The following is a 25,775-nucleotide window of genomic DNA, read 5'->3' as shown; positions in this document are numbered from 1 at the left end:
TTTAGGTATAACTATTTGTTAATCAAAAAGGTATCTGCTTAGGTAAGCTTTTTTTATAGTTACCTAGTTACCTGAAATTCAGTAAATAGGTAACTTCATATTTAAGTTACCTACCTAAATAAATTACTCATTTATAATTAGTTATCTCTTGTTAGGTAACTAGGTAACTTCTTTTTGTATTTGGAGCAATTATTCTTTAAAACCATAAGGACTGTCTTTAAATTTAGGCTTGGCTAAATAGCCATATACTTGTCTTTTGGAGCTTTTTACTCTTTTAAACTGATGTTTTTTTAATGAACTACCTATGCGTTGATTATTTAGTTTATGTCCCATTACAGAAAGTTCAGTCATTATGTCCGTAGGAGTTCTAAACTCCTGAAAATCCTCAGTTGGTTCATAAAATCTTAGAATAAATTCACTTTCTACAGTTTGAATAGTGAACCGTTCATTTCTTTTTTCATTTAATATTACTTCTTCAGAAGTTAAATCAGATTTGAAAGAGGGGTGGTATTTGTAAATATGATATGCTTGTGACCAAAAGTTGTCAATATTAAAAGTTTCACTATATGAAAAATCAAGAGTACCAATAACGTCAAAAACAATCCATCGAACGCTACCTGTATCATCATTTAAGAATTCTAACTGGTTTGTACTTGCTGTAAAACTACAAATACGATATAGTAAAGTCGATTTGTCTGCATAAGGCAATCTTTCATTAACTGTTGTTTGAGAGATAATGGCCTTAAGAGAATTAATATCTGCTTTTCCCATAACATCAAGTTCTTCAATATTTACGATAAAAGTTTTACAGAGCTTTATTCTGTCATCTTTAGTTATACCTATGTTTTGTGAATAGTACCGTTTTAATGATTTTGGAGTTAAGAATTCAAGATAATATGATTTTCCAGCATTTTGATCTCCATTAGCCAATACTAAACAGTTTTTGTTGATCTGTTCGGGATGTATGACTGTCTTGACTGCTCGTATAGCCCATTTTAGAAGATGATGAGCAAATAACTCATTATCATCTGTATTGACATAAGAAGCATATTCTTTAATGTAATCATTTCCATTCCATGGAGGGAGTTGTTCAAAATAGTTAACAATAGGGTTGTAGTATTGTATAAAATGACTTTTTAAATACGTTTTAAGGGCTTGTGGGCTTACATTTATCTTTTCTCGATGTAAATGTATTAGTAAAGAGGATTCGTTGAATTCGAGTGTTTTATTTGATTTTGAGCAGAATATCTCAAACTCTAAAGAGATTTCATTGAATTTGATAATGAAATGCTTACACAGTTCTTCGTGAATTTTATCATACACAGAGTCTTTGCGTGATGATACGTCATATACGCTTGCTTCTTCCATTAAATAAATAGTTGATTGATAAGAGTATAATGCGTATATTTGCAGCATACTCTTAAGAGTGAGACAATAGTAATCTGAAGCGTTCAAAGGGCAATTTTGAACGCTTTATTTTTTTCTTTTTTTGAAGGTATATTCCAAGGCTTGTTGCTCGATTTGAGAAACAGATTGACTCTTGTTTTGACGAAGCCAGGTGTTTATTTCTTCGCGGTCAAAGTATAATATCTTGCCATTGGGTTTATAAAATGGAATCACATTGTTATAAACAAGTTTATATATACTTGATGTAGACATACCTATGTAATCAGATAATTCTTGTACATTAAGCATTTCTTTTTGTTGTGCTATATTAAGACCAATGGCTTCTTTTAGTTCCCTTTGTTGATGGATCATTTGGTTTTTAAATGCACTAAACTCTTCAATTGTTTGAAGTAATATTTGTTGTAATTGACTTACATTTTCCCTTTTTAAGTCTTTGCTTTCTATTGTTTTCATATACTTTCTTTTATATGGTTATAGTGCAAATCACTTCTTTTTAAAAATGCAATTCATTGATTGTTAAGTTATCTTAACCTTTTTGTTCAAATCTTAACCTTTTCCTAAGAAATTGAAACAACTATCTATATCTTCTTTCCTTTTAGGAAAGTTCTTATTATTTGAAAAGGATGTTTCAATACTCTGTCTAGTAGCATTTGAGTTTTTATTCTTGAAGATCAGTAAGAATTTGTCTAATGTAAAGCCAGTACTATTTGCAACTAGTCTATCCCACAAATATTTAGTTTGAATGTTATCCATATTAAGCATGAAAATTGGAGCTTTTGGAAGTGTACCATTAAATAGTGTTTCAGCAAATTTATCAGTATCATTAACATCTGTATTGGAATCTATTAATTCAATGAAGTCGTTATCGATTAGATTATTGTATAACGTTTTGAGATCATTCAGGCAGTATTCGTTAAATTCAAAAGCTTTATTATTTCTCTTGATAATCTGCTGTTGAATTTTTGTAATAAACGTTTCTTTAAAATTATCTCTCCATGTTAAGGTTAATAACATGTTTGAAACCACATTTAATAGTACTAGTGAAGTTGTTGTGAAATATTGATCAAAAAATGTTATTTTCTGTATATGTAAATAATGATATAAAGAAATTATGGCCATTGTACCAAACGATATATAGACAAATAATCTTGGTCTTTCAATACGTTTATCAAAAAAATCAGTTCTGAGATTAAACATATATGCAGTAAGAAAACGCCATAGAATTCTCAGCTCTTTAAAAATGAGATAGGAGCTTACTCCAAATAATACACTAATGATTCCGATATATCCATATTTAGACTTTGTGTAGTTTACTATTGTTGAAATAATTGCAATCAATAAAATACAAGTTATAAAAATTAGTCTTTTCATCATTTTAAAAATCAAGTTCAGGAATTAAATTAGAAGCTTCTTTCATTTTCTCATCTACGATCTTAGCATAGATAGCAGTAGTGCGGATTTCACGATGTCCTAAGCGTTTAGATACGGTATAGATATCCGCTCCGTTCTCCAATAAGAGCACCGCGTTTGTATGTCTGGCACTATGAAAAGTAATATGCTTGGATATCCCAGCCTTATTGCACCACAGTACAATAGCGTTGTTATATACAGCTGAGTACCGCAAGCCAATAAACACCCGATCTCGATTGCCTTTGCGTTCCCCCAATAACTCCCTAGCTTGAATAGAAATGTAAAGATACTCAACACCATCTGTTTTTTCTTGTCTGAAGTTTACCCGACTTGAATCATCTTCATCGCGAACCTCTGACCAAGTCATATTGTGGATATCTGACCATCGTAACCCTGTAAGACAGGAGAATAGGAACGCGCGTTTTAAAACTTCATATTTACATTCCGTATGGACTAATTGTTGTACTTCATTAAACGTCAGGTATTCTCGTTGGCTCTCAGCCTGTTCAAATGATTTGATTTTAGCTGCATAGTTCAGAGCTAAATAACCCTCATCAAAGGCTGCACGCAAACAAGCTTTAAATTTGTTAAAGTAGGAATATTTAGAGTTAAGAGATAAAGGGAGATCACTCTTAGTACGGGCTTCTTTGTCAAAATAAGTACGCACTCGTTTTATAAACTTCTCATCAACATCGTCAAAGATAGTGTTAGGGGAGATGCATCGCTTTAGATGAATTAGGGTAGCTGTCCAATTGCCGTAGTTTTTGGGACTATCAGATTTCTCCTCCGTTTTCTCCTGAAAGTAGTCTAAAAAGGTTCTTTTACCTTTAGTCGTATTCTTTAGTTCAAAGCGACCTTGGTAAAACTCTGCTTCTCGAATAGCTAAAATTTGTTTGGCAAGTGCCAGGATTTCTTTATTCTCTTTTCTTTCACTAGGGTTTTTAGGTTCGCTGTGTAAGAACAGTTTTAAGTTTTCATAATCTCTAACTGTTTTGCGTTTACCGTTCGGTTGGAGTATGGTACCTTTATAGTATTCGATAGATAGGTTGATTTTACCACTGGGTAATAGACGTTCTCTTAGTGTGATTTTCATTATGTGATGACATTTGCTACATATTTAAAATATGTGATGATTTTGTAGCAACGAATATACTAAGAAAAGAACATAAAAGAAAAGACTATCAGTCTTAATTTACTGATAGTCAATTAAAAGAAAGTATATCTTAACAACGGAAACGTAACCTACTTTCCGATACAAAAATTAGCAAAAATATTCCCCAGCAGTTCATCATTCGTAACCTGACCCGTAATTTCCCCGAAGAAGTAGAGTGCCTGGCGAATATCGATAGCCATAAGATCCGCGGATAGATTCGTTTGAAGACCCCATTTCACCTTTTCGATTTCCTCCAGTGCTTTCAGGAGTGAGTCGTAGTGGCGTGTATTCGTTACGATTGTTTCATTATTGCGTAGCGCCCCTGTGTTTACAAAGCCGAGTAGCGTCTGTTTCAGTTCCTCAATACCTAGGTTGGCTTTGGCTGACATCAACATTAAGTTGTCAATTTTCGACTGAATCAAAGCAATTTGTTCCGCAGAGAGTAAATCTTGCTTGTTACAAACCACGAGAAGCGGTTTAAGCGGATATTTATTCTTTAATTTCTCTAGTTCGATATTGATTTGTTCGATCGATTGATTTGTTAACTGCCCGCCGTCAATCAAGTAGATCACTACTTGAGCCGCTTCAATTTTCTCGAAAGTCTTTTGAATACCGATGCTTTCCACGACATCTTTCGTTTCGCGGATTCCAGCCGTATCAATGAATCGGAAACCGATTCCGTCGATGACTAATTCATCCTCAATCGTATCACGTGTAGTTCCTGCGATATCCGAGACTATCGCACGTTCCTCGTTTAGAAGAGCATTTAATAAAGTCGATTTACCCACATTAGGTTCCCCTACAATCGCAACCGGAATACCATTCTTGATTACATTTCCAACCGCGAAAGAGTCGATTAAGCGTTTCAGGACAAATTCGATGCGATCAATCAGCGCTTTAAATTGCGTGCGATCAGCAAATTCCACATCCTCCTCAGAGAAATCCAATTCCAATTCAATTAGCGAAGCAAAATTGAGCAGTTGTTCCCGTAATAAGGCGATTTCATTCGAAAAACCACCGCGCATTTGCTGCATGGCAATTTGGTGACTAGCCTCATTATCCGAAGCAATTAAATCCGCCACCGCTTCCGCTTGAGATAGATCTAATTTACCATTCAAGAACGCACGCATGGTAAACTCACCCGGTTGCGCCATTTTAGCCCCTTTTCGAAGGCATAGCTGAATGATTTGCTGTTGGATGAAGGTTGAGCCGTGGCACGAAATTTCAATCGTATCCTCACCCGTATAAGAATGCGGATTTTTAAATACAGAAATCAAGACCTGATCCAGTACACGTTCCCCATCCACAATATGACCAAGGTGAAGCGTATGCGTTTTTTGTTTCGTTAAATCTTTGTTTTTGATCGATTTAAAGATGCTGTTAACTAATGTAATAGCGTCTTTTCCCGATACCCGTATGATGGCAATGGCACCCGCACCCGAAGGAGTAGCTAAAGCGACAATAGTATCTTGTAATATCATGGTTTACATCTATAATAAGGTACAAAGATAATACTTATTGAGCAATCTCAGTGTGGAAGATTCCAAGGTTAAATTGCGCGAATTCTCCTTATATTTGAGTTAAAATAAAAGGCCTATGAAAGCTATTGTGTTCATTATAATTTGTTTAAGCAGTGTAGCAATGAGTGCTCAATCCTACCGAATGACCGAACAAGAAAAAGAAAAGGCAACGCAAATATCGTCAAAAGGAGTCGTGTTCCTATTGAAGATAGAAAACGTATTGGATCAGAATAACATCAAACTGAAACAGGGCGATTTGAATATTCAGAATCCTGCAGTAGGCGAAATGATCAAACAAGGATTTAAAAACAATGCTACCGGAACAAAAACACAAGTAGCCCAAGTGGTCTGTTTGGAATGTTATGAAGAAGAGTGGAAAAATCAAAGAGTTGAATTGCAGTTGATTCAATCCAACCAAACCTACAGTCGCGACAGCCTCTATCAAGAGGTACAAAAACTCCGCGAAACGTACCAATTAGCCTTAGATAAGACAAAAGTCACGCTACAGTCGAAAGGTAAACAAGTGATAAGCAGTGAAAGCGAACCAGATGGAAGTTATGCTATGCTTGAACGACAGCTCCATGGGATGTCCAATAACGAAGACTTTACCTTGTTTAGAAACTTGGATTACAATTTTGTCGTTTCTCGTTTTAGCGTTTATTTACAACTGACGAAAGGAATGGCGTACTTGGGACAAGAGAAAAAAGGAAATCAAATTATCGATAAATATACACCAGGTATCTCTATTAAAAAAGACGAGTACCTCTATGTGACCTATACCGTCGAAGAACATCCAGATCGTAGGGGAGCATTTGGAGAGGGACTCACAGAAATTCTAGCAGTTGAAATTACAGGAGATCCGCTATTAGTGGTGCAGTTATTTACTTCCTATTGGAAGCGAGTGGAGCTAGATACAACCCTACTACGCGAATCTGGTTTCATTACTTCATTAGACAAGATGAATGATCACATTGAATTAAGAGCAGTGACTCCGAATGCCTATAAAATTGTTATTACCAAGGGAAATATGACAGTGAACTACGAGAAAACTTTTGGCATTCATCCCAAAATAGCTTCACTCAAGGAAAAAGAATAAAAAGGAGAATACCTAGGAAGTAGAAAATAAAAATAGGACAAAAATCAAAAGACATTTTTACAAAATACTTACATAATTTTCACCTTTTCAAGTCTTATTTTTTTATTTAAAAGTAGTGTAAATACTGTGATTTTTTGATGTTCGGAAACGAAAAAGTTAAGCTTAATTTCTTATCTTTATAGAAATCAAAATTAACACTACTATGAAAAAAATACTTTTTCCAACGGACTTTTCAGAGACAGCAAATAACGCATTAATATACGCGCTAAAAATGGCAGATAGTCAAAAAGCAACCCTTTTTGTACTACATGCTTATGAGATGCCTGTAATTTCTGCAACAGCGAATCCTGTGATGGTCCAAGACGTATATAAATCAATCGAATTAAGCAATTTCGAAAATTTTAAAGATCAAGTGCCTTTCATTCGCGATATCGCTAAAGAAAATAACTTAGATCACGTGCCGATGCATTTTATTCTTGAAGAAGGCTTCTTGAATACCATTTTGAAGAAAAGAGTAGAAGAAGAAGAAATCGACTTAGTAGTAATGGGTACCAATGGAAATTCAGGATGGGACAGAAAATTGCTAGGATCTAATACAGTGAATGCAATTAACTCTTTAAAAGCACCTGTATTAAGCGTACCACACGATGCAGTTTTCAACGGAATCAATTCTATTGCATTCTCAACTTTATTTGCTGCGAGTGATAAAATTGTATTAGACAAATTGGTAAAGATTGCCAAAGGATATGATGCTACTATCAAGTGTATTCATGTAATTGAAGATGTGGAGAAAGTAAATCGTGAAGTAGTAGAAAGTTGGTTAGAATATTACGATGGAAATCCAATTACCTTCACCTTAGTAGAAGGAAAAGACGTAGAAAAAGAAATCTTTACATTCTTAGATAAAGAAAATATTGATTTACTTGTATCCGTGAAGCGCAATAGAAGTTTCTTAGAAAAACTGTTCACTTCCAGTATGACAAAAAAATTAAGCTATCATACTCATGTGCCAATCATAGCATTCCATGAGGAATAGAAATAAAAAAGTCGTAAAGTATCCGTTACTTTACGACTTTTTTTATTGGTTACTTTGCTGTAAAATAGCTTAGTCAACTTTATTTTTATTGATTTCATCTTGCAACTGTCTTCTGATTTTTTGCTCTCGCTCCAAAGAAGATTTGCGAAATTCTTCCAGTTCTTCATCTGTTTCTTTTAATCTGAGCAGCGCATCTTTCGTTTCTACATGACATCTTTTAAAGCGGTAGTAGAATAGCGCAACCAAGACAAACATAAAAGCAAATAATGCCAGTATGATGGTTTGAATGGTGTTTTTGTTTGCAGCAATACCTAAAAACTCAAAGTGCTCTTCCTTGGCTAAAGAAGTTTTCAATTCCTGTTCAGCCGTAGTAAGCTTTTGCGTAGCTGTTTCTAAATCTTGTTTATGTTGATCAATAAGCGCTTGATTAGCGGTTACAGTGGTTTTATATTGACGAAGAGAATCCTCCACATTATGTTGTAAATCCAACAGACTTTGCTTATCAACAATTTTAAAATTTTGATAATTTGATGAGGTATTAAATAAGGTAGAGAATTGATTTGTAATGGTTTTAACGTTGCCTTGTGCAAAAACTGTACTTGTCAATGCTAGGGTGGCAATCAGTAAAATACGTTTTATTCTTTTCATTGAGTCGCTTTTTTGTATTACAATTTTATAGAGGCCTAAGATAAGTCATTTATTTTTATAAAAAAGCCTGTTGAAAGGTATTTTTTAAGAAAAATTTATTTTTATTTTTAGAACAATTGTGAAAAAATATAGTTTTAATATAAGAAATGCGAATTTTTATTTGAGTCATTGATGAATTGTGGAAAATTAAAAGTCATTTTATACCATTTTGAATTTTATAGCGTTAGCTTAGATGTAAAATTGAGAACAAATGATAGAAAATCTTTTTTCTAACATCCACCGCATGCTGCTGTGTTTGGGCATTTTCCTTTTAGGATCAACCATTCTTTCTGCTCAATCCTTGAATCAAGATGAGTTGACAGCAGTAAAAATGTGGTTAGATGAAGATGGTGACACAAGTTTATATATTAAGGTGAGCGCCGCGTGTAACAATTATGATGGTAAAAGGGCCTTTGATTACATTGGTTTGCCTTCCGCTATTACATTAAAATTGAAGAACGATTTAGGCGAAGCAAACTTTGTGTATGAACATCCACGGTACGAATCTTCCATGCTCATGTTTTACAGTGAAGCCGTATGGTTCAAAACGTACGATTGGAAACAAGCGGTTTTTATCCCTCTTTTTTATTGCAGTCAAAGGCACGGTGCAACTATGCCGTTGTCCTATCTTATTTTATATGACCAGCACATGCAGGTGGTTCATCTATCGTTTGAATGTAAACCAGAAGTGTGGGGGAGCTGTACGCCTGTATTTAAAAAACGCAACATTAAAAGTCAGCTGAGACAACTTCCTGATGAACTTCAGGCTGATTTTACTCGCTATATTGAAAAGACCTATACCACACGAGAAGATCTGTACCCCAATCACATGACGTTTAAACAAAAGAAATACAAAGATTGGAATCTTGAATCTGTGGTTTCCATCGTAGAAGCAAGCTATCCGCATGAATTATTGCGCCGTTTACACACCTTTATTGAAGATCAAAAATGGGCATTGGCAGAAGCGTATCTCAACGAATTTGAATACCTCTATATCCAAGAAGAGGGAGTAGTAATCATTGCTGGATTCCGTACAAGCAAACAAAGTTTTCAGGAGGAAATACAGCGTTATGTACAACACAATTCAACGGAGGAAGAGAAACTATTGAGGCAAGCGAGTCGTTATGTAGAAGATGGAGATTTTCAACGAGGATACCAATTGTATAAAGCGATTTTGGAAGAATTCAAATCTCGATAAGGTTACAAATCAGCTAAAATACTTACCTTTTAGCTCAACTAAAAAATAGAATATGAAAAAGGCAATACAGGATTTATATCCAGAAAATTTAGCCCATTGTTATGGATGCGGAAAATTAAACCCAGCGGGACATCAATTGAAAACGTATGTAGAGGGAAAGGATGAAACAATCGCTCATTTTACACCGCAACCTCAATTTACGGCCTTACCTGAAAGCGTATATGGTGGTTTAATCGCTTCCTTGCTGGATTGCCACGGAACAGGATCAGCAGCCGCTTTTATTTGTTTGGCAGAAAACCAACCGTTGGAAGAACCTATTCCAGTGCGTTGTGTGACGGCTTCACTTAAAGTGGATTTTAAAGCGATGACGCCTATGGGAGTTCCTTTAGTTTTAAAAGGAAAGTTGAGAAGTATTGAAGGCAGAAAAGTATGGGTAGACATGACCTTGACAGCCAATGATACGCTTTGTGCTACAGGCGAAATTTTAGCTATTCGATTAAAAGAAGAGTAGAAATAGAAAGCGAGCTATCGGTTAAGATAGCTCGCTTTTTCAACTATGGATATCTACTACTATTTAGTAGGAAGTGTTCGGGTTAACCAACCTCTTCGATTGGCCGTAGCAATGGCATAAGGCGTAATCCAGAAGAGTGTAAAAGTGTAAAAAATACTATACGTATAAGCCCAAAATGAATCTTTAAGGTTGTATTTCTTCGCGTAAAACAGTACTTGAATAGACGAGAAGATTAAGATACCGGCCAAAGCACTACTGATAAACATGATTGGATAGCTAAGGATTAGATACAACATCAAGAGCATCATAGGGTAAGCTAAAATTACTTTCAACCATTGATTCAAGAGTAAAATACGAGGCCCAACAGTAGAGCCTGCTCTAAACTTTTTGAAAGCAAATTTACTCATCATGATATTCTCTCTCACATTACTGCGTTCCCAACGGATAAACATCTTGTATAAACCTTTGAAACTATTAGGGGTGTCAGTCAAGACATAAGCATTCTTTTGAAATAACACGTGGTATCCTTGTTTTAAGATCATATTCGTCATCGCGCGATCTTCTCCAATATCGGAAGGATTTCCCATAAACGTTTGGTTAATCCATTGTTCTAAACAATTCATAACGGCCTCTCTGCGGTAAGCTGCTAGCGCTCCAGGTGTACACAATACACTGTTTAATGCACTTTGAGCTGATCGAATAAATTCAAAACTAAAGACAAAACTTACATTCAACATTTTTGGAATAATTCCATCTTCTGTATTTAGTACCAATACGTTACCTCCAACAGCTCCACATAGTTCATTATGAGCAAATGGACTCACTAATTGTCTTAAGGTATCTTGTCTAACAATCGAATCACTATCAACCGTTACAAATACTTCGCCTTGCCCCAATTTAAACCCGCGATATAAGGCATGCCTTTTCCCCATATTACGCGGTTGTTGATAAATTTCAACACGAGATCCTAATAGGGCTTTCGCTTTTTGCATCCAAACCCAGGTGTCATCTTTACTACCATCGTCAAAAGAAATAATCTCTAGTTTCTCTGCAGGATAATCACTCTGCGCCAAACTTAATAAGGTATCGTAAACTAAACGCCCTTCATTATAGGCTGGAACAAGCACTGTACAAGTTGGTAATTCACTATCTCCAACGGGAGCAACAGGTTTATATCTGAAATATTGATAAAATATATAGCATAAGAATAGTACCTGTACCGCTAAAAGTGCCATACTAAGTCCAAAGAATAATTGTCCTCCCCAACCTTCTAATCGCTTCAATTGCATGCGTTCAAAGTAAGGGTGAAAATGATAAAGTATAACGACACTACTGAATAATAGGACAAAAGTTAGCGCTAACACTAAATAATCCGTTAGGCTAAAGCGTTTCTGCTTATTCGAGTTTTGCGAAGTATCAAGAGATGAATACGCAAGCTGGGGGACTTTGTTTGTTTTCATATGTGTTTCAATTAGTGGAATATATTGTGTCTTGGTTATGCTCTAGATTAGAGTAAAAACAAGAAACCTGAGGAGATATGAATCTCTTGCGTTATCTAGTGCAAGATGCGTGCCATTCGATTTTACTGGGGTTTTAAGGTGTTTTTGGTCGAATCACTTCCCCATATTGTTGAATTGGACAACACATTGTTTAGATTGAGTCCAAAAAAAAGAGAAACCAAATGTTGAAATAAATACTGTTTTACAACGATAGATGGTCAAGTGAAAAATGCATAAAATGAGAATTTGATGGTTACTACTTCAAGTAGAGGAAACAATGAAGAGGTATTAATGATTGATTTGCAGGCATGCTATTATTGTTTGCTTGTGAGATTGAAATTTTACAAACTAGACGTGTAAAAATCTGTTATCTTTGAAAGATAACTTTTTATAATAAATAGAATGAAAATACTAGTAACAGGTGGGCTAGGATTTATAGGATCTCATACAGTTGTGGCATTACAGCAAAAAGGCTATGAGGTAGTCGTTATTGATGATTTATCCAATGCAGCTGTAGAGGTTGTAGATGGAATTAAAAATATCACAGGACATGCACCACTATTTGAAAAAATAGATTTGCGTGATAAATCAAGTGTTTTTCAATTTTTTGATACGCATCACGATATTGAGGGAGTCATTCACTTTGCAGCATCGAAAGCGGTAGGAGAGAGCATGAAAGAGCCTTTAGCATATTATGAAAATAATTTCTTCTCTTTAATTAACGTGCTATCGGCCATGAAACAGAAAGGGTTGGATAAAATAATATTTAGCTCTTCTTGTACTGTCTATGGACAAGGGGAGGTGATGCCGATTACAGAAGAAGAATCGATTAAAACGGCACTTTCTCCTTATGGAAATACCAAACAAGTAGGAGAGGAGATTATCGTAGATTTAGCCAAAGTTTATCCTTTACAGGCAGTTTTATTGCGTTATTTCAATCCCATTGGAGCACACGAATCGGGATTCATTGGTGAATCTCCAGTAGGTGTACCGTATAATCTGATTCCTTATATTACACAGACCGCAGTGGGGATTCGCCCTTATTTATCTATTTATGGTGATGATTATGATACTGCTGACGGAACGTGTGTACGTGACTATATTCATGTAGTTGACTTGGCAGATGCCCATGTACGTGCCATGGAATATTTATTGAAAAAGGAAAATACAGCACAAGTAGAAGCTTTTAATGTAGGGAATGGTCAGGGATATTCTGTCCTTGAACTTGTACATTCATTTGAACGCGTGAGTGGAATCAAAATTAACTATAAGATAGTAGAACGCCGTCCTGGCGATATAGACAAAGCATGGGCAAATACGGATAAAATTGCACGTGTATTAGGTTGGAAGCCGACAAAAACCTTAGATGAGATGTTAGCTAGTGCTTGGAACTGGGAACGAAAATCGAGAAATTACTAAACTAAAATTGAAAGTAGACCAATGAAAAATATTAGTATCGAAGTAAAGTGGGGCGTTATTTTTTCTATTGTGGGATTGCTGTGGATGGTCCTCGAAAAAGTAAGTGGATTACACGACCAATATATTGATTATCACTTATACCTCACAAATTTATTTGCTATTCCAGCGATTGTAATTATGGTTCTTGCCTTAAAGGATAAGAAAAAAAACTTCTATGATGGGGATATGAATTATGGTGAAGGAATGTTGTCTGGGGTAGTACTTTCTTTAGTTATTGCGATACTAAGCCCTTTGACACAGTGGATTACAAGCTATATCATTACACCTGATTTTTTCCCAACTGTCATTAAACGATCAGTTGAATTAGGCTTCTATGCAAATGAAGCGGATGCAGCTAGTTATTTTAACTATGGGAATTATGCCAGACAAGGGTTTTTGATGGCTTTGATGATGGGCGTAATTACAACTGCTATTGTGATGATTTTTATTAAAACAAGAACACCTAAAAACTAACGTAAAATTGAAGCTAAAATAAAAATGAAAGTTAGGTTTTTTAAAAATAAAGTAATATTTAGTTTAAATAATTGTTAAATTTGTTTTTTTAAAATAAGTTTGCAACCGATTTCCCAAAACCAGGAGAGGAATACTTGCTTTTTTTAGTTCAAAAAGTAAAGGCCTAATACCTGATAATCGATTTGCACTACCTTATGACTTTGACAAAAAAAAGAAAAGAACTGTATCTTTTCATCGGCTTATTTTTATTAGTTTTCTTACCTAATATTTTGTACTTTATACGTTATACGATGTTGGAGTTTAGGCTCTTCTTAAACAACGTAGTGTTATTGTGTATCATTCTCGCTTGTTGGAATATACCTAAAATAGGAAAATATCTAGGAGCTTTGTTGTTGGCGTTATTTGTAGGGAATAATGGCTTAACGATTATGAGTTTTCTGCTATACAAAGAATCCTTTAATGTAGCCTTGGCCTATAATTTCTTAACAACAAATAAGGCCGAAGCGTTAGAAGCGTTACTGACATTTAAACTAACAATTGTATTGGTATTCTTATATTATGCTGCGCTGTTGTACGGAATGTATCGATTGGGGCAGTATAAAATAAAAACGAAATATGTACTTCTTTTAGCTGTGGTTTTACTGATTTACCCAATCGGATTTAAATCGTATAGCTTTTATCAAAAGGATAAAATACTGACTGGTGAATCCATGGGATGGATGGCAAAATACAATATGTTAACCAATACTCCGCTGTATAATATCGCTTCTTTTTATGAAGCCAATCGTTTTATTAAAGAATTGGCTGAGATTAAAAAACAGCACATGGTATATCCTCCATTTACAGTTGAAGATACAGATCTAGAGACAATTGTTGTAGTTCTTGGAGAGTCAGCGCGTAAAGATGCACTAGGAATTTATGGTTCCTCTCTTGAAACAACACCTTTATTAAAGAAACGATTAGCTAATGTATTGATTTACGATCAAGCAGTCGCACCAAGTTCATTTACAAATACGTCATTAACCTTCATGTTATCAAAAGGAGTTCCGGTGGAAAAGAAGGATTTTAAACTGGAAGCTTTGAATGATAATATTATCGGTCTTGCAAATAGTACAAAGCAATGGGAAACGTATTGGCTGTCTAATCAAGATGAAATAGGCATCTATGAAAACTTATATAGTATTATAACGAAAGACGCAAAACACAAGCAACACATCAAAGAGAAATCCCATGATGAGGTTGTACTTCCGATGCTGGAACAAATACTACAAGATTCAAGTAAAAAACGATTGGTATTTATTCACCTGAAAGGAAGTCATATGAAGGTAAGTGAACGATATCCTGAAACCTTTGAGCATTTTAAAGGAGACGATCGTCCACTAATTAATGCTTATTACAATAGTATCCTCTATACTGATTATGTATTAGATGAAATTATTAAAAAGGTTGATCACCAAAAAAGTATGGTATTATATGTCTCTGATCATGGTCAAACACACCGAAAAGATAAATTCGTTCATGGTTTTACTAAAAAGGGATTGGAAGTACCTTTCGTTATTTGGCATAGTGATTCGGTGAATGAACAATATAAAGTAGCAGGCCGAGATCAAACACCTATCTCCACGACAAACATATATACAATTGTTAGCGATTTAATGGGTGTGAAAGGATTGGAACGCAAAGATCCTAATACAGCCTTAAAAGTACTCTCTCCTAGCTTCAATGTCGCTCGATATGAAGACGTAGAAAGTGATGAATAATTTCGTTTTTTAGGAGAATTTAATGTGAATACTATTTGTGTTTTTATTTTAGAAGCTATTTATTGATTTTTTTTTCACAAAAGCCAATAAAGTTGTATCTTTAAAAGAAAAGATAAACATATGAGTAGTATTATTTTAAATCGCATCAAGCAAAATGTGAAACATTGGTATCTTCCCGTAATTTTAGGAGTTGTATTCATTATTGCTGGAATATTCATTATGATGACACCGGTTGCATCGTATTTATCATTAGCCTTATTGTTTAGTTGGCTTTTCTTCTTTTCGGGAATTGCTGAAATCGCTTTCGCTTTAAGCAATAGAAAGCAGTTGGATGGCTGGGGATGGATTCTCTTTTCCGGAATTGTCGATGTAGTGTTAGGTTTGATTCTATTGAGTAAACCTGCTATTACCTTACAGGTTTTACCTATTTACGTTGGATGTGTTTTATTATTCCGTTCTGTGCGTAGTTTGAGTATGGCTGTAGAATTAAATAACTATGGAGTAAAGGGGATTTCTTCCATGGTACTCTTCGGAATTTTAGGTTTACTATTTGCTATTTTCATGATGACAAATCTAGAAGCAGGTGCATTTACCATTGTGTATTGGACCGCCTTTTCTATTATGACTTTAGGTTTATTTAGTATCCTATATGGTATGAAGCTTAAGAAGCTGAAGAATAGAGGAGCGAAAATCAGTGATGAACTAACCAAGAAATGGGAAGCTGTTCACGAAGAAATTCGAAAAGCAATGGACAAAGAATAACAAGATAAAAAAATAACAAAAGAGGATCTAGTATTACACTAGATCCTCTTTTTATTTTACTTTATCGTAGGCATCAAAAATTAATTCCTGAATAATATCTGAGATGCGTTGTTTGCCGTCCTCTGTATTGATATCAATACCACAGAATTTACTACCATTGTTTTTAGCGTGTAAAGTCAAATAGTAAATACCACTGATGACGATAGCAAACCGCGCGCGAACATCTACATCGGAATGCTCGAAATAAGGAATTGTCTTTGAGAATAATTCCTCTCCAATCTCTTCTCGTTTATCTGCTATTTTGCGCAAGATTTCGTTGCTTTCTCCTACTTCCCAGTGAATAATACGCTGAAGGGCGCGATTGGTTAATAAGGTCTCAAATTGATTTTGAAGGAGCTGATTGATGTGGTCTTGCGTTAATTTTTCTGGATCTTGCAATAGGTCGTCAATACCAGATTTCGCAGTACTTTTAAAGAAGTCTTTCTGATTGATGTACTCTTCTACTAAATTGTCTATTCCTCCAAAATAGGTCCATACTAATTTCTTATCCACACCTGCGGCTTTAGCAATATTTGGTGCAGTAAGTCCTGTATATCCCTTTTTTTGTAATACTTTACCTACCGCCGCAATCATCTTGCTCATGGTGCGTGCTTTATCGCGGATAGGTCCAGAAGATACTTTTCTGACTTTGACCGGTTCAGCGGCTTGATCCGTGTCTTGTATTGTTGTTTTTTTGTTCTTCTTCATGTTCAATAAATTAAGGGGAGAATCAACTAAAGTTAATTCTTGAATGCTATAATCGTTTTGAAGTTTATTTATGGTTTTGTTTGTCAAATGTAAAAAAAATAATTCAAATGCATTTTTACGTTCATTTTTATAGTAAACTTGAAAATACAGTAAAAATAGTCGTCAATAATACAAGAGCTTTTGTGTTTTTTCCATTCAATTATTGCCCCCCTTTGTTGCTTTCATAAGCTTTGTGATTAAAATGTTAAATTACAGATAAAAAATGAATTTTAGTATACTATTTGATTCTAAATTAAAGAATCAAATAAAAAATAAAATGAAAGTTAGAATAGGACGCGTAATACTAGGATTGTGTATAGTATCTCTTGTTATATTTAGTATAAAATACATGAAAAGAGAGATAACCAAAACAGATTTTTTTGTCGGTCAATATTCGGGGGTTGTACTATTTGAAAATGAAGATACCTTAATTCAATGTGATAAAGGACACATTAGAGTAGTCAACATGGGAAATAAAGCAAGTTTTTTCTTTAGCGATGATATTCCAACATTGCCAGAGATTACATTGAAGAAAGTAAACGGAGCTGCAATGATAACGATCGATGCAGATGAAACCAATTATATTCGATTGGATCGCCATAAGTTGGAGATACTATTCTCAGTCGAAACTAAAAACTATACGGTGTATGCAATGAGAGAGTAAAAGAGTGGGGACTTATTTTTCTCTTAATTTGCTTGCCTAAGCAATAAAAGTGTGATTGTTCATGGAAATAGCCTTGACTTTTGGGGTCAAGTCTAATACATTTCGTTGTCTAATTTTAGGTACAGGTGTAATTAACTGTTGGTGTCGGCCTTCAATAAGTTGCTTGTGCGTTATTTTTTTGAGCATTTGCACTTCTTGATTCTCTTTTTTTAGCTCAATTAACAAGTATTTTACCGTAGGAAGGTCACTATTGTTTAGCGTTTTATCACCCTTTAAAAATCCTTGTCCCTGGAAAAAGATATCAGAGATGGAACCGTCAGACGCATCTAAATGATGCTCATTTTTCTTGAGTAATTTAGAAAGTTGATTACTGTACAATGAGCTTAAATGTGTGGCTTCATCTCGCGTAAGAAATAAAGGAATAAGCTCTAAGTTTTCGCCAATAATTGCATACACCTGTAGCACAATTGGCTCATTGAAATCCAAGAAAAGTTGGATTTGAGTGGTTAATTCAGAAGTTTTCATTGCAGATTTTTTTTTGGTTTTGTACTTAAATATACGCTTTTTTTTAATTCGTTCCTCAGAATTTGAAACGGAAGAGTGAGGCAAATAGGAGGTTATAGCAGGGAAAAAGGAGTAGAATGCCTTGTTGTGTCTTTATTTACCGCAAAAAAATAAAAAGGAAAAGGAGTTATTATTTTTTACTCCATTTTTAAAATTTTGTAATTTTTAACTAAAAAGAAACCATTTTAAGCGTAGTAGAGCGAATTTTTTTTTAATTTTTATATAGGTGTAAGTTCTTGTTAGTAAGCTTTTTAAATTTGTTGTTATTTGCTGTTTTACGCAATTCGTAAAGTGCTTTTCTTTAATTTGTTGAATGTTAGTTAAATATTTGTAAAAGAAATGTAAAAGAGTATTTTATTTATATAAAATACGAAACGTAATACTGAATTGAAAAACACTAAATTTAGATAAGCAATAAATCTGCATTGAAATAAACTCAGGTCCCCATTTTGATTGTTGTATTATTATATTTGTGTTTGATAGTAAGCCTATGTTTATTACATAGGCTTTTTTGAGTTGCTTCAATTTAGTTCACCCCTTATGGGAAGTTAAGTCTACCTGAAAGCAAGTAATAGTAACCCCTAGATCAACTAATATTTATAATATATAAGCAATATCTTCTGTTATATTTGCTTTAAAATAGCAATTTTAATGAACTTTAGAATAATATTTTGTATTCTGATTACTACAACGGCTAGCCAAGCTCAAAATAACACCTTCGATAGCCTGTATCAGCAGATGTCGAAGGTGTCCTCCACATCGACTCCACAAACTGCGCTATCGCATCTAATGAAGCTTGAACAAGCCTCTACTACTAGCGAAGAACAAATAGAAGTTTATATGTTGCGGGCCTCCTTGTTGCGGCAATACGGCAATAGAGACCGTGCAATCGTAACACTAAAACAAGCTGATAGCCTAGCAGCAAGATATAAACACCCAAATCTACAGGCAAGAATACAAGGGGCTTTGTCGACCTTGTATCGTGAAAATGGTATCGAAACTTTAGGTAAGTTGTCGTTGATCAAAGCAAAATACTGGAGTAAAGCTGTTAGCAATCCTATAGAAATGAGTATCTTAAAAGGTAATTTGATGCAAGAACAAGCTTATTACCACATGAATGCAGCATTGTATACCGATGCGATTACATGCTTGAATGAGGGAAGAAAAGAGTTTGAGAAAATAGAAGACGCTAAATTGCGTTTTTTTCATTTAGCAAGCACAGATCAGTTAATAGGAGAAAATTATATTCGCTTAAAAAATATGCCAAAGGCGATTGATATATTGAGTAATGCCTTGGAAGAGTTGAAGAACTCAGCCTATCCCGAAAGTCCTCTAAAAGGCTTTATTTACAATAGTTTAGGTATGGCGCATTTAATTGGCCAAGATTATGAAACATCGTTTTTGCTTTTGATGAAAGCACAACAAGTAGGGGAGCAAGCGGATTTTTTGGAATTAAAAAAACAAGTACTAGCTTCTTTAAAAGAACACGCCAAGCAAATAGGAGATAATAAACAGTATGTCTTCTATAATGAGAAATACATGCAATTGATCGAACAACAATTGGACGCTCAAATGAAAATTGCCGATTTCCTTGTAGGCTCTTATTATGAAAAAGAAGGCGAAACCAAGGATGCATACAAAAAATATGTACTGTATAGTTTGTCTATAGGAAGTGGTATGCTTGTTTTTATTTCGTTGTTTTACTACCGTAGAAGAAAATACAGCAGAGAAAGTGAAAGGCAACACCCTACCTTATCTCCAGTTGTTTTACCTGTTGTTACACCAAGTGAAGTAGTTCCCAAAACAACGGATACTGCCGTAGATCATGGTTATATTTCCAAAGAAACAGAAGAATTAATCCTACAAGGAATTCAGCTGTTTGAAGCAAAAAAAGAATTCTTAAAGCATGAAATTTCTCTGAGTAAACTTGCTAGCCAAATAGGAGTAAATCACCGGTATTTATCTTATGTTATTAAACATCATAAACAACAAGATTTTTCGAGTTATATCAATACACTACGCATTGATTATATTGTCATGTTGTTGCAAGAGAATCCAGAAACCCTTAAATACAAAATTAGCTATTTAGCTGATTTGTGTGGATTCGCCTCTCATAGCCGTTTTACGATAACTTTCAAACGTATTAAAGGCATTTCCCCTTCTACTTTTATTGAGCAAATCAAGGATAAAAATTAATTTAGTCCAGATTTGACGTTATATTTTGTCCAAGTTATCAAAAGGTTATCTTATTGATTCGGGTAGTCTTGTGTCAATTTTTTTGATGAAATTTAAGTAGTCAAAAAAAAACGATGGAACACTACCAAAAACATTTATTTTTCATTGATTCTGGTGTAACTGTTGCAGTTGACAAAGAAATCAATGCATTACAGCGTCGATTTGGCTTTTCAGAAGAAATGCGCAAATTAATTTTAATCCAAACGCAAAGTGGAAGCGAAAAGGCTAATTATTTAGGAAAACGTGAACGTAAAAAGGAACCAACGGTTATGCAGTGGTACACTTTTGATGGAGTAGATGAGGTATGGGATATTATAGAACGCAATGAAGATTGTATTCTATCGGATTACTTGTTTGTTTTTGCACAAGATCAGGAGGGAAATCAATATGCAGAAATCACCAAAGGAAAACGCAAAGGACATATTGTCTGGCTGAATGCCTTATGTTATGCAGATGTAGATAGTTTGGAGGAGTTGATCGAAGAGCGTCTGGAACAATTAGGAGCATCTCCCTTGTGGATGGATGAAGAATTGATCTTCAATTTGTTGTATACCGATCATCAAATGGTAGAAATACGGGCCAATTCCTTGGACTTGTTTCTTGCTTAAAATATAAAAAAGAAAATTACTTATTCACTGAAGTAAGAATTGATGCGTTTTTTTAGTTTGTCAGGCCTGTATATTCGTATGCAGGCTTTTTTTAATGAAACAAGCGGGTAATCGAACTAGATTACCCGCTTGGTGTATTGGATTGTTTGAATCAATGTGGCTTTTTAATTTCTAGGCTTAGCCAAGTGATCAAAGAAGTATTGTGCAATTTTCGTATTCAAGTGAACGCGATCAAGTCCACGTACATTGTGTTCGTGCGTAGGATACAAGAAGTAATCAACTTGCTTATTCGCTTTAATACAAGCCTCAATGAATAGCATCGAGTGTTGTTGTACAACAACAGGATCTTGTGCACCGTGAATAATTAATAATTTATTGTCCAATTGAGTCGCTTTGTTTAATAAACTAGTACGCTCATATCCTTCAGGATTTTCTTGAGGCGTATCCATGTAGCGCTCTCCATACATGATTTCGTACATTTTCCAATCCATTACGGGCCCACCTGCAACACCAACTTTGAATATAGAAGGATGGGTAACGGACAAGGTTGTAGTCATGAATCCACCAAAACTCCAACCGTAAACGCCAATTTTCTCTTGATCTACATACGGAAGGGATTGTAAATATTTAACCCCTTGCATTTGATCTGCCATTTCATTTTGTCCCAATTGACGGTGAATCACATGTTCAAAATCTCTTCCTCTATTGAAACTTCCTCTATTGTCAACCGTAAAAACAAGATAACCTTGTTGGGCCATGTATTGGAAGAATAAAGATGAACCACCCAACCAAGTGTTGGTAATTAATTGCGCATGTGGTCCTCCGTATACATACACCATAACAGGGTAGGTTTTCGTAGCATCAAAATTAGTAGGATAGATAACGCGTGCATTTAACGGTGTTTTTCCATCTGCTGCAGTAAGGGTTACTAACTCCATCTTAGGCATGTCAATCACTCCTAGGTAAGGATCTTTAGCCGTTAAGAGCTCTACTTCTTTTTGATTTGATGCCTGTACGATAGAAACGGTTGTAGGTACTTCAATGCTGTTAAAAGAATCTACGAATAAGGTTTTATCTTCATTGAATACAATGTCATGTGTTCCTGTACGAGTAGTCAGCTGTTCTGTTTTTGCTTTTTTAAGGTTTACTTTAAATAACTGTCTATCCAATCCTTGATTGGTAATTCCAGTATAGTATACATTCTTCCCTTCTTTGTCAAAACCTAGAACTTCCTCTACAATAACAGAAGCATGACCTAAGGCTTGGATGAGTTTACCCTCAGTTGAATATAAATACAGTTGACGGTAGCCTCCTCTTTCAGATAAATAAAGGAATGATTTGCTATCTGCTGGATTGAAAATCAAGCCTTGAGAAGGTTCAGTATAGGTAGTCGATTTTTCTTCAAATAACGTTCCTTCAAATGCACCTGTCGCTGCATTGTACTTATTTACTTTCAGGTGATTTTGCTCGCGGTTTAATACTCCAACGTATACATAGTTTCCAGAAGGATCCCAAGTAACCATCGTTAAAAATTGATCTGCATCTCCTGTTTGTAAGGTAACTTTAGCATGGGTATAGACATCAAAAATAACCAAGGAAACACGTTCATTTGCCATGCCTGCCATAGGGTATTTGATGTTTGTATTTTCAGCTACTCTAGGGGTCCACTGGACCAGGGGATAATCAGTTACTTGAGATTGATCATTTCTATAGTACAATAATTGCTCTTGTTTTGGACTCCACCACATTCCTTTGTTTATACCAAACTCGTTGCGGTGTGTATTAGAACTACCATTAACAATAGCTGCATCAGCATCTTGAGTAACTGCTATTTGTTGCCCTTTTTTATCGCTAACTACAATATTGTTGTCTTGCAACCAAGCAACGTAATCATAGTTTCTGGATACAAGGTGTTCCTGGCCTTTTGCAGGTACTTTTTGTAGAATCTCTACTTTTTTATCTTGTGTGTTGTATTGCAATAACCATCTGAATTTACTCTCTGTATCTAAAATAGAGAAATTCATCGTTACGTCGCTTTTCCAACGGATATCAGAAGGAAATGAAGCTACTTTAAATTTAGCCTCTGTGATCGATTGATTAATCGCTTGATTGAGGTCTGCTGCTGTAAGTAAAAAAGAAGATTCCCATTGTACAGATGATGTACGGATAAACATACTATCTCGTTTGGTATTCAAATGCGTCAAAGCATTAGAAGATTTCCAATTCGGTTGAGTAAGTTTCTCAGGTGCAAAAGAAGTATACTGCCCTAAGGTTGCTTCTTGCATAGTCAAATTGCGTTGAGCAAAGAGAACATGACTTGAAAGTATAGCTAGAGCAAGTAAATGTATTTTTTTCATTCTATTGTGTGATTAATTTTATCGTGCACTAAGGTAGGGTTTTTTCTCTTTTGTGACCAATAGGATGTCGTATTTGTCTGTCGTTTCTTCTATAAAAAAGAGAAAATAAAAGAGAAAAAGGAGTAAGCAGCGAAGCCAAAAAGTTGTTTTTAAGAAGTTGTACTTCTAAATGAGGTGAAATGCAGTTTTTTTACAAAAACAAAACATTCTCAAATTGCGAATTTATAAGTAATAATATAGTATAATTCATTAGAGAATGAAATAACTCTTAGGAATAAGAGGTTAAGTGTGTCTTGTTTGGTAAAGATATAATAAAATAATTGATGTTTTGAAATAGATATATTTGGTTGAGCAATTGAGGAAGTTGCTTGCTACCATTTAAATGTTTTAGGTCAATATGAACCACAAATTACTACTTGAATTTATGCATCTTCTTTTCGAGTTTGAAAAGGAAACAGAGGGAGGGTTAGTGCCAACCTATGCTCAAACGATCGATGGATTTAAGAAGTGGATTCGCGAAACAAAAGAAGAAATTATACCAAACAATGCTTTAGAACTTACAGCTACAAAACTTACAACCGAACAACAAATTACATTAGCTTTATTTAAAATGGCCAATTACAGTAAAATGTATTGGCGTTCCTTGTTAGCGGATGGATCCCTAACAAACCAAGATAATTGGATTGTTTTATTGAATTTGTGGATACACGGAGAAATGACAAAAATGGAATTAATTCGCAGAAGCACACAAGAGAAAGCTACTGGGATGCAAATCATCAACCGCTTGATTCAGTTAGAATTTGTACTTCAAAAGGATTCTGAAGTAGATAAAAGAAGTAAAATTATAGAAATTACCCCAATAGGACAACGAGAATTGCTAAATCAAATGAATGAAATTCAGCGTGTTTCCTCATTGATTACGGGAGATTTACGTCCGAGTGAAAAACAACAGTCGCTTTATCTTTTAAACAAGTTGATGGATTTTCACGAAGATGTATTTAAGGAAAACAGAATAAAAGCAGAATTGCTTCATCTTGCCTTTCAACAGAAATAGTTAACTGTTAATTTAGTTTACGGTGGTCGGTTAACAGTCCACCGTAAACCAATAAACTATCGCTTCAAATCCACTTCTTTCAGTGGAATGAGCTTCGTTTTGTATTTCAGCTTGTGATAAAAGTAGAAGAATAAGAAAAAAGGAATCCCCATATAGGTGATAAAGATCCCATGCCAATCGACGATTCCTTCAAAAATCATTTTACTATCTTGACCAATAATCACACATAAACAAAGGATAAAGGCAAAGATGGGGCCAAATGGAAACAGTTTTGCGCGGTATACCAATTGTTTAGGATTGTGACCTTGTGTAACATACGCACGTCTAAAGCGGTAGTGACTAATGGCAATACCCAACCAAGCAATAAAACCAGTTAAACCAGAAGCTGCTAAGATAAAATCAACGGCTTTTGGTGTAATCGATTGAATGATAAAAATAAGCAATACCACTAAAGCGGTGGCTAACAAGGATAAAATAGGAACTCCATTTTTATTGGTTCTACCAAATGAACGATGAGCCATTCCGTCTTTTCCCATTGCATATAACATACGAGTAGAAGCATACATACCTGAATTTCCCGCAGAGAGAATAGAAGTTAAGATAACCGCATTCATCAAAGCTGCAGCAAATGCCCAATGTGCCTTTTCAAAAACTAAGGTGAAAGGAGATTTGGCAACTTCGGTAATATCAGCACCTAGAAGCTCTGGACTAGTATAAGGAATAATCAAGCCAATTACAAAAATAGAAAGGATATAAAAGATAAGGATACGCCAAAAGACCTGCTTGATGGCTTTGGGAATATTTTTCTCAGGATTCTCAGACTCTCCAGCTGTGATTCCAATGAGTTCTGTTCCTTGAAAAGAGAATCCCGCAATGAGGAATACCCCTAAAACAGTAAGGAACTTACCTGAAAATCCATCCCCTATAAAAGGAGCATCTCCAATAGTGAAGTTCTTAAAACCAATGTATTCGCCTCCTAAAATACCGAAAATGGTCAATAAACCAACCCCTAAAAAGACAATCACTGTAATAACTTTAATAAAGGCAAACCAATATTCGGATTCTCCGTATGCTTTTACAGATAAGGTATTTAATCCTAATATAATTCCAAAGAATAACAAACTCCAAGCCCAAGGAGGAAGGAAGCTCAAAGGTTCCCAATACGAAATAACCAAGGCAGCAATCGAAACATCAACGGCTACAGTAATAACCCAATTGAACCAGTAATTCCAACCCAAAGCATACCCAAGTGAAGGATCGACAAATCGGGAAGCATAGGTGCTAAATGATCCAGAAACAGGTAAATAGGTAGCCATTTCACCTAAGGAAGTCATTAAAAAATAAACCATTACACCAATAGCAATATAGGCTAATACCGCACCTCCAGGTCCTGCTTGGTGAATGGCTTCACCACTGGCCATAAATAAACCCGTTCCAATACAACCGCCAATGGCAATCATGATTAAGTGTCGAGCTTTGAGTTTGCGCTGTACGCCAGAATTATTGTTGTGTTCTTCCGTCATTTTTAGTTCATTT

General features: G+C 35.0%; 23 protein-coding genes. 12 read left to right on the top strand and 11 right to left on the bottom strand.

Going from position 1 to position 25,775, the window contains the following annotated elements; all coding sequences use genetic code 11:
- Positions 1-189: 189 nt before the first annotated feature.
- The 5 genes from M2306_RS07795 to mnmE all read right to left on the bottom strand — a co-directional run bounded on the left by M2306_RS07795 (position 190) and on the right by mnmE (position 5,451).
- Positions 190-1,368 (bottom strand): VapE domain-containing protein, encoded by a 1,179-nt coding sequence (locus M2306_RS07795; RefSeq protein ID WP_259188318.1) that lies wholly within the window; start codon positions 1,366-1,368, stop codon positions 190-192.
- 105 nt (positions 1,369-1,473) lie between these two features.
- Positions 1,474-1,860, bottom strand: coding sequence for a helix-turn-helix transcriptional regulator (locus M2306_RS07790; protein ID WP_259188319.1), 387 nt, complete (start codon positions 1,858-1,860; stop codon positions 1,474-1,476).
- Between the two features lie 93 nt (positions 1,861-1,953).
- Complete coding sequence (locus M2306_RS07785) at positions 1,954-2,778, bottom strand: hypothetical protein (protein WP_259188320.1); 825 nt, start codon at positions 2,776-2,778, stop codon at positions 1,954-1,956.
- A 4-nt stretch (positions 2,779-2,782) separates the two neighbouring features.
- Positions 2,783-3,910 (bottom strand): site-specific integrase, encoded by a 1,128-nt coding sequence (locus M2306_RS07780; protein WP_259188321.1) that lies wholly within the window; start codon positions 3,908-3,910, stop codon positions 2,783-2,785.
- Positions 3,911-4,059: 149 nt separating this feature from the next.
- Positions 4,060-5,451, bottom strand: coding sequence for a tRNA uridine-5-carboxymethylaminomethyl(34) synthesis GTPase MnmE (gene mnmE / locus M2306_RS07775; RefSeq protein ID WP_259188323.1), 1,392 nt, complete (start codon positions 5,449-5,451; stop codon positions 4,060-4,062).
- A 115-nt stretch (positions 5,452-5,566) separates the two neighbouring features.
- Between mnmE and M2306_RS07770 the strand changes: the two genes are divergently transcribed.
- Positions 5,567-6,586, top strand: coding sequence for a hypothetical protein (locus M2306_RS07770; protein WP_259188324.1), 1,020 nt, complete (start codon positions 5,567-5,569; stop codon positions 6,584-6,586).
- Between the two features lie 202 nt (positions 6,587-6,788).
- Positions 6,789-7,622, top strand: a complete 834-nt coding sequence (locus tag M2306_RS07765; protein WP_115090025.1) for a universal stress protein — start codon at positions 6,789-6,791, stop codon at positions 7,620-7,622.
- Between the two features lie 69 nt (positions 7,623-7,691).
- Here M2306_RS07765 and M2306_RS07760 read toward each other — a convergent pair whose 3' ends face one another.
- Complete coding sequence (locus M2306_RS07760; RefSeq protein WP_259188327.1) at positions 7,692-8,270, bottom strand: hypothetical protein; 579 nt, start codon at positions 8,268-8,270, stop codon at positions 7,692-7,694.
- 250 nt (positions 8,271-8,520) lie between these two features.
- On the opposite strand from M2306_RS07760, the gene M2306_RS07755 reads away from it, so the two are divergent.
- Together M2306_RS07755 and M2306_RS07750 are read left to right on the top strand one after the other, a co-directional pair.
- On the top strand, positions 8,521-9,507 hold the full coding sequence (locus tag M2306_RS07755) for a hypothetical protein (RefSeq protein ID WP_259188328.1): 987 nt from the start codon (positions 8,521-8,523) through the stop codon (positions 9,505-9,507).
- 52 nt (positions 9,508-9,559) lie between these two features.
- On the top strand, positions 9,560-10,018 hold the full coding sequence (locus M2306_RS07750) for a PaaI family thioesterase (protein ID WP_115090028.1): 459 nt from the start codon (positions 9,560-9,562) through the stop codon (positions 10,016-10,018).
- A gap of 59 nt (positions 10,019-10,077) precedes the next feature.
- Here the strand turns inward: M2306_RS07750 and M2306_RS07745 are convergent, their stop codons facing one another.
- Positions 10,078-11,478 (bottom strand): glycosyltransferase family 2 protein, encoded by a 1,401-nt coding sequence (locus tag M2306_RS07745; protein ID WP_259188330.1) that lies wholly within the window; start codon positions 11,476-11,478, stop codon positions 10,078-10,080.
- 441 nt (positions 11,479-11,919) lie between these two features.
- Here M2306_RS07745 and galE point away from each other — a divergent pair, with 441 nt between their 5' ends.
- The 4 genes from galE to M2306_RS07725 all read left to right on the top strand — a co-directional run bounded on the left by galE (position 11,920) and on the right by M2306_RS07725 (position 15,971).
- Positions 11,920-12,936: a UDP-glucose 4-epimerase GalE gene (gene galE, locus M2306_RS07740; RefSeq protein WP_115090030.1), complete on the top strand. Its 1,017-nt coding sequence runs from the start codon at positions 11,920-11,922 to the stop codon at positions 12,934-12,936.
- A 21-nt stretch (positions 12,937-12,957) separates the two neighbouring features.
- Positions 12,958-13,449 carry a DUF4199 domain-containing protein gene (locus M2306_RS07735; protein WP_259188332.1) on the top strand — a complete coding sequence of 164 codons (492 nt, stop codon included), beginning with the start codon at positions 12,958-12,960 and terminating at the stop codon, positions 13,447-13,449.
- 194 nt (positions 13,450-13,643) lie between these two features.
- On the top strand, positions 13,644-15,209 hold the full coding sequence (locus tag M2306_RS07730; RefSeq protein ID WP_498882804.1) for a phosphoethanolamine transferase: 1,566 nt from the start codon (positions 13,644-13,646) through the stop codon (positions 15,207-15,209).
- A gap of 120 nt (positions 15,210-15,329) precedes the next feature.
- Complete coding sequence (locus M2306_RS07725; protein ID WP_259188335.1) at positions 15,330-15,971, top strand: HdeD family acid-resistance protein; 642 nt, start codon at positions 15,330-15,332, stop codon at positions 15,969-15,971.
- Between the two features lie 51 nt (positions 15,972-16,022).
- On the opposite strand, the gene M2306_RS07720 is transcribed toward M2306_RS07725, so the two are convergent.
- On the bottom strand, positions 16,023-16,718 hold the full coding sequence (locus M2306_RS07720; RefSeq protein ID WP_115091608.1) for a TetR/AcrR family transcriptional regulator: 696 nt from the start codon (positions 16,716-16,718) through the stop codon (positions 16,023-16,025).
- 388 nt (positions 16,719-17,106) lie between these two features.
- On the opposite strand from M2306_RS07720, the gene M2306_RS07715 reads away from it, so the two are divergent.
- On the top strand, positions 17,107-17,421 hold the full coding sequence (locus M2306_RS07715) for a hypothetical protein (protein WP_259188338.1): 315 nt from the start codon (positions 17,107-17,109) through the stop codon (positions 17,419-17,421).
- A gap of 36 nt (positions 17,422-17,457) precedes the next feature.
- Here the strand turns inward: M2306_RS07715 and M2306_RS07710 are convergent, their stop codons facing one another.
- A complete protein-coding gene (locus tag M2306_RS07710) occupies positions 17,458-17,946 on the bottom strand; it encodes a hypothetical protein (RefSeq protein WP_115091609.1) in 489 nt (162 codons plus the stop codon).
- A 690-nt stretch (positions 17,947-18,636) separates the two neighbouring features.
- Between M2306_RS07710 and M2306_RS07705 the strand changes: the two genes are divergently transcribed.
- Together M2306_RS07705 and M2306_RS07700 are read left to right on the top strand one after the other, a co-directional pair.
- Complete coding sequence (locus tag M2306_RS07705; RefSeq protein ID WP_259188339.1) at positions 18,637-20,181, top strand: helix-turn-helix domain-containing protein; 1,545 nt, start codon at positions 18,637-18,639, stop codon at positions 20,179-20,181.
- A gap of 113 nt (positions 20,182-20,294) precedes the next feature.
- The gene (locus M2306_RS07700; RefSeq protein ID WP_115090034.1) at positions 20,295-20,828 is read left to right on the top strand and encodes a hypothetical protein; all 534 of its coding nucleotides are present in this window, start codon (positions 20,295-20,297) and stop codon (positions 20,826-20,828) included.
- Positions 20,829-20,992: 164 nt separating this feature from the next.
- On the opposite strand, the gene M2306_RS07695 is transcribed toward M2306_RS07700, so the two are convergent.
- A complete protein-coding gene (locus M2306_RS07695; RefSeq protein WP_259188340.1) occupies positions 20,993-23,185 on the bottom strand; it encodes a S9 family peptidase in 2,193 nt (730 codons plus the stop codon).
- Positions 23,186-23,582: 397 nt separating this feature from the next.
- On the opposite strand from M2306_RS07695, the gene M2306_RS07690 reads away from it, so the two are divergent.
- Positions 23,583-24,239, top strand: coding sequence for a MarR family winged helix-turn-helix transcriptional regulator (locus M2306_RS07690; RefSeq protein ID WP_259188341.1), 657 nt, complete (start codon positions 23,583-23,585; stop codon positions 24,237-24,239).
- A gap of 56 nt (positions 24,240-24,295) precedes the next feature.
- Here M2306_RS07690 and M2306_RS07685 read toward each other — a convergent pair whose 3' ends face one another.
- Positions 24,296-25,762 carry an amino acid permease gene (locus M2306_RS07685; RefSeq protein WP_259188343.1) on the bottom strand — a complete coding sequence of 489 codons (1,467 nt, stop codon included), beginning with the start codon at positions 25,760-25,762 and terminating at the stop codon, positions 24,296-24,298.
- Positions 25,763-25,775: the final 13 nt, after the last annotated feature.

The organism is Myroides gitamensis (assembly GCF_029894455.1).
Lineage (GTDB): Bacteria > Bacteroidota > Bacteroidia > Flavobacteriales > Flavobacteriaceae > Flavobacterium > Flavobacterium odoratum.
The sequence above is the reverse complement of the archived record's forward strand: the minus strand, read 5'-3'. Positions and strand labels throughout refer to the sequence as shown.

Coding starts and splice junctions, on each gene's coding strand:
- M2306_RS07795 (WP_259188318.1), bottom strand. CDS start 1,368: ATGGAAGAAGCAAGCGTATATGACGTATCATCACGCAAAGACTCTGTG.
- M2306_RS07790 (WP_259188319.1), bottom strand. CDS start 1,860: ATGAAAACAATAGAAAGCAAAGACTTAAAAAGGGAAAATGTAAGTCAA.
- M2306_RS07785 (WP_259188320.1), bottom strand. CDS start 2,778: ATGAAAAGACTAATTTTTATAACTTGTATTTTATTGATTGCAATTATT.
- M2306_RS07780 (WP_259188321.1), bottom strand. CDS start 3,910: ATGAAAATCACACTAAGAGAACGTCTATTACCCAGTGGTAAAATCAAC.
- mnmE (WP_259188323.1), bottom strand. CDS start 5,451: ATGATATTACAAGATACTATTGTCGCTTTAGCTACTCCTTCGGGTGCG.
- M2306_RS07770 (WP_259188324.1), top strand. CDS start 5,567: ATGAAAGCTATTGTGTTCATTATAATTTGTTTAAGCAGTGTAGCAATG.
- M2306_RS07765 (WP_115090025.1), top strand. CDS start 6,789: ATGAAAAAAATACTTTTTCCAACGGACTTTTCAGAGACAGCAAATAAC.
- M2306_RS07760 (WP_259188327.1), bottom strand. CDS start 8,270: ATGAAAAGAATAAAACGTATTTTACTGATTGCCACCCTAGCATTGACA.
- M2306_RS07755 (WP_259188328.1), top strand. CDS start 8,521: ATGATAGAAAATCTTTTTTCTAACATCCACCGCATGCTGCTGTGTTTG.
- M2306_RS07750 (WP_115090028.1), top strand. CDS start 9,560: ATGAAAAAGGCAATACAGGATTTATATCCAGAAAATTTAGCCCATTGT.
- M2306_RS07745 (WP_259188330.1), bottom strand. CDS start 11,478: ATGAAAACAAACAAAGTCCCCCAGCTTGCGTATTCATCTCTTGATACT.
- galE (WP_115090030.1), top strand. CDS start 11,920: ATGAAAATACTAGTAACAGGTGGGCTAGGATTTATAGGATCTCATACA.
- M2306_RS07735 (WP_259188332.1), top strand. CDS start 12,958: ATGAAAAATATTAGTATCGAAGTAAAGTGGGGCGTTATTTTTTCTATT.
- M2306_RS07730 (WP_498882804.1), top strand. CDS start 13,644: ATGACTTTGACAAAAAAAAGAAAAGAACTGTATCTTTTCATCGGCTTA.
- M2306_RS07725 (WP_259188335.1), top strand. CDS start 15,330: ATGAGTAGTATTATTTTAAATCGCATCAAGCAAAATGTGAAACATTGG.
- M2306_RS07720 (WP_115091608.1), bottom strand. CDS start 16,718: ATGAAGAAGAACAAAAAAACAACAATACAAGACACGGATCAAGCCGCT.
- M2306_RS07715 (WP_259188338.1), top strand. CDS start 17,107: ATGAAAAGAGAGATAACCAAAACAGATTTTTTTGTCGGTCAATATTCG.
- M2306_RS07710 (WP_115091609.1), bottom strand. CDS start 17,946: ATGAAAACTTCTGAATTAACCACTCAAATCCAACTTTTCTTGGATTTC.
- M2306_RS07705 (WP_259188339.1), top strand. CDS start 18,637: ATGAACTTTAGAATAATATTTTGTATTCTGATTACTACAACGGCTAGC.
- M2306_RS07700 (WP_115090034.1), top strand. CDS start 20,295: ATGGAACACTACCAAAAACATTTATTTTTCATTGATTCTGGTGTAACT.
- M2306_RS07695 (WP_259188340.1), bottom strand. CDS start 23,185: ATGAAAAAAATACATTTACTTGCTCTAGCTATACTTTCAAGTCATGTT.
- M2306_RS07690 (WP_259188341.1), top strand. CDS start 23,583: ATGAACCACAAATTACTACTTGAATTTATGCATCTTCTTTTCGAGTTT.
- M2306_RS07685 (WP_259188343.1), bottom strand. CDS start 25,762: ATGACGGAAGAACACAACAATAATTCTGGCGTACAGCGCAAACTCAAA.